Origin of the sequence: Pseudoalteromonas sp. SR45-5 (assembly GCF_014163565.1) — a bacterium.
Classification (GTDB): domain Bacteria; phylum Pseudomonadota; class Gammaproteobacteria; order Enterobacterales; family Alteromonadaceae; genus Pseudoalteromonas; species Pseudoalteromonas distincta.
Genome location: NZ_JACJDN010000518.1, coordinates 1 through 2,888, shown reverse-complemented (window position 1 = coordinate 2,888; position 2,888 = coordinate 1). Strand labels below are relative to the sequence as shown.

The 2,888-nt window shown below is 38.8% G+C and carries 4 protein-coding genes; 2 read left to right on the top strand and 2 right to left on the bottom strand.

The features are described 5' to 3' along the window. Both H5072_RS15960 and H5072_RS15955 read left to right on the top strand, forming a co-directional pair. On the top strand, positions 1-517 hold a 517-nt coding region (locus H5072_RS15960; protein WP_182694078.1), incomplete at its 5' end, for an MFS transporter. Between the two features lie 62 nt (positions 518-579). Continuing rightward, entirely contained in the window at positions 580-1,584 is a 1,005-nt protein-coding gene (locus H5072_RS15955; protein WP_182694077.1) for a LacI family DNA-binding transcriptional regulator, read from the top strand. Between the two features lie 72 nt (positions 1,585-1,656). On the opposite strand, the gene H5072_RS15950 is transcribed toward H5072_RS15955, so the two are convergent. Together H5072_RS15950 and H5072_RS15945 are read right to left on the bottom strand one after the other, a co-directional pair. Further along, entirely contained in the window at positions 1,657-2,325 is a 669-nt protein-coding gene (locus H5072_RS15950) for a DUF2987 domain-containing protein (RefSeq protein ID WP_024606444.1), read from the bottom strand. Further along, a partial coding sequence (locus H5072_RS15945; protein ID WP_182694076.1) for a glucosaminidase domain-containing protein occupies positions 2,318-2,888 on the bottom strand: 571 nt, incomplete at its 5' end. The genes H5072_RS15945 and H5072_RS15950, both read right to left, overlap by 8 nt.

Sequence of the window (2,888 nt, the reverse complement as noted above, 5' to 3'; positions counted from 1 at the left end):
CGTTGCAGCAAGCATGCTAGGGTGTGCTTTAGCTCAACCGCTTGCAAAGCGCTTTTGTAAAATAAAAGCCTATATAAGCTTACAAGTTATTGCTGCCGCTATTTGTGGTTTTAGTTACTTTATTAGTAAAGATCAATTAGTACTCGCATTTACTGCCTTTATTTTATGGAAATTCTTTTTAGATATGGCAACCCCGTTGTTGTGGGCAAAAATGGCCGACACCATAGATTACGGGCATGAAAAAACAGGTGTACGCATTACGGGTTTGGTTTATTCAGGCGTTATATTTTTTATTAAGATGGGCGTGGCTGTAGGCGGCGCAATTGCAGGCTGGTTGTTATCTTTTTACAGTTATCAGGCCGATGCAGTACAAACTCTTGATACCCAACACGGTATTTTACTGTCATTCACTGTACTACCTGCTTTTGGCTCATTATTTGTTGCCTACATAATGAAAAAATATACACTGACTAATCAGGTTGTTGAAAATATTCAATCTAAACTAACAGCTAGTTAAGATATATACTCTAAGGTATTATTTAGCCGAAGTAGTTAAGGATAAGCGAGTGAACAAATAACATGGCAACAATTTATCAAGTCTCAGAGCTTGCGGGCGTATCGTTAGCCACCGTTTCTCGCGTGATGAACAAAAATACCCGTGTAAGCGATAAAACTAAACAAAAAGTGCTTGATGCTATGGCGCAGCTTGGCTACAAGCCTAATTCAATAGCGCAATCTTTAGCCTCTAACTGTACTAACAGTGTCGGTATTTTAGTGTCTGAGTTACATGGTCCTTTCTTTGCCCAAATGATGGCAGGTATTGAGTCGGAGCTTCGAGCTGCGGGTAAACACGTTATTATTACCACCGGACACAGTGAAGAAGACAAAGAACAAGAAGGCATTGAGTTTTTAATTAGCAGACGCTGCGATGCCATTATTTTGCACGTTGAAGCCGTCTCAGACGACTACCTAATAAAATTAAGCCAAGGCTCTACACCCGTTTATTTAATGAGCCGTTACGTAGAGCAACTAAAAGACAACTGTATCAGCCTAGATAATCAATTAGGTGGTTACCTAGCCACTAAATCGATATTAAATCAAGGCCATACACAAATAGCGTATATTGCAGGCCCGCAGTTTAAAGCCGATGCTTTTAACCGCTTAGAGGGTCATAAACAAGCACTCACAGAGGCTGGTGTTAAATTTGATCCTACGCTTTATTATATTGGCGACTTTAACGAAACTGGCGGTAGTAAAGGCTTAAAACATTTTATTGATGAAAAACTTAGCTTTACTGCACTGGTATGCGCCAATGACGAAATGGCTTCCGGTGCCATGAAGTATGCACGAGAGCACGGTTATAACTTACCAATTGATTTATCGATTGTTGGATTTGATAACGTTATTTTTGCAAACTACCTATACCCTACACTCACGACCATAGATAATCCGGTCGGGAAAATGGGCGAAATGGCAGCTAAATTAGTGCTTAAAGACGTATATCAAAGTAAAAACCTCGTTATAAATCGCTTTTTTGAACCTACTTTAATGCAGCGCGATTCATCAGCACCACTTATTAAATAAAAACCAAAGACTAAAAAAGAGTACTGATTTTGGTACAAAAAAAGCGGCTAAATGCCGCTTTTTGTATGTGAGCTACTTAACAATCCAAGGCGTTACTTTAATAACGTTCGATATATCGCCAAGCACTGCGCTATCATCTTCCCAGCTATCTTCAACTGCAAAATAACACACTGACTTTTCACACGTTATGCTCTTATCATCAAATTGCATTGGGCTTTTAAATGTAACTGCTACGCCCTTTTGCTCTGGTAATAAAAACCACATTAATTTACTTACAAAAAAGCCCGATAAATCAGTTAACAGCTCATCAAGTTCTTCGTTAATGGTATATAACGACTGCTTTGAAAATGTTAAATCTTCAAGTTCGTTTGCTTCTATTTGAAGTTTTAATTGGCAATCATGATCTGGATTTTGTGGCTGCACCACAATGACGGCTTTATCTGTATCAAGTTGCTTATCGAACGGTAATAATAGCTGTGCTTTATCGGTGAAGTTAAGTGGGTACTCGTTTCTTTCAGTTAAAATAGTGCCGCTTTTAATGGCACACGCTTCATTAGTTGCTATATCACTTATATAAAAATTAACTCGCGCATATTGGAAGTCGCCTTTGTTAACAACTTTTAATCGGTCATAAAAACCGTCATACGACATAACAAATTCTCTTGCATTAACATTAAATGCACTCATGCCCAGCAGCACTAACGCAATGGCGTTGGTGCAATTAAAAATGTATTTATTCATCAAAGTAGGCTCTATTTTGGCTAATCATCGTGTTTAGCTCTTCTATATACGCTTCACCGCGCTCAGAGTAAGACATTAAACCATGTGTAAGTTCAGTCGCTAAAATTGGTTTTTGCTCAAGACGTAAGTTTTCACGTATTGCGCGCAAATCTTTATAAGCAGGATGCGTATTTATGTTTTTAAAATAAGAGTTTATAGCAGCTCTTACCGATTTAAACGCAGCAACTTCGTGTGCAGCTCCAGTATTACGGCGTTTTGGTACCATGCCACAACCTTTTGTGTAACACCACTGACCAAAAAAGTTAAGGCCAATACGTGCAAAACGCGATGTGCCCCACGCCGATTCATTTGCAGCTTGCATAAGCGCTAATTCTTTAGGGATTATATCAACACGGCGTAGTGCTTGCGTAAGTATTAGCGTATCAATGGTGGTTGGTAAGCCGTACGACTTTAATATTGCTGCAATATCTTTGCTTTGCTTTTTTTCTAAAGGTAATTCGTTTTGTAGCATCATGCGTGCTATTTCAAGCTTAGCGCGTTGCTGTAATATTTTTTTGTTTTCG

Coding starts and splice junctions, on each gene's coding strand:
- H5072_RS15950 (WP_024606444.1), bottom strand. CDS start 2,325: ATGAATAAATACATTTTTAATTGCACCAACGCCATTGCGTTAGTGCTG.
- H5072_RS15955 (WP_182694077.1), top strand. CDS start 580: ATGGCAACAATTTATCAAGTCTCAGAGCTTGCGGGCGTATCGTTAGCC.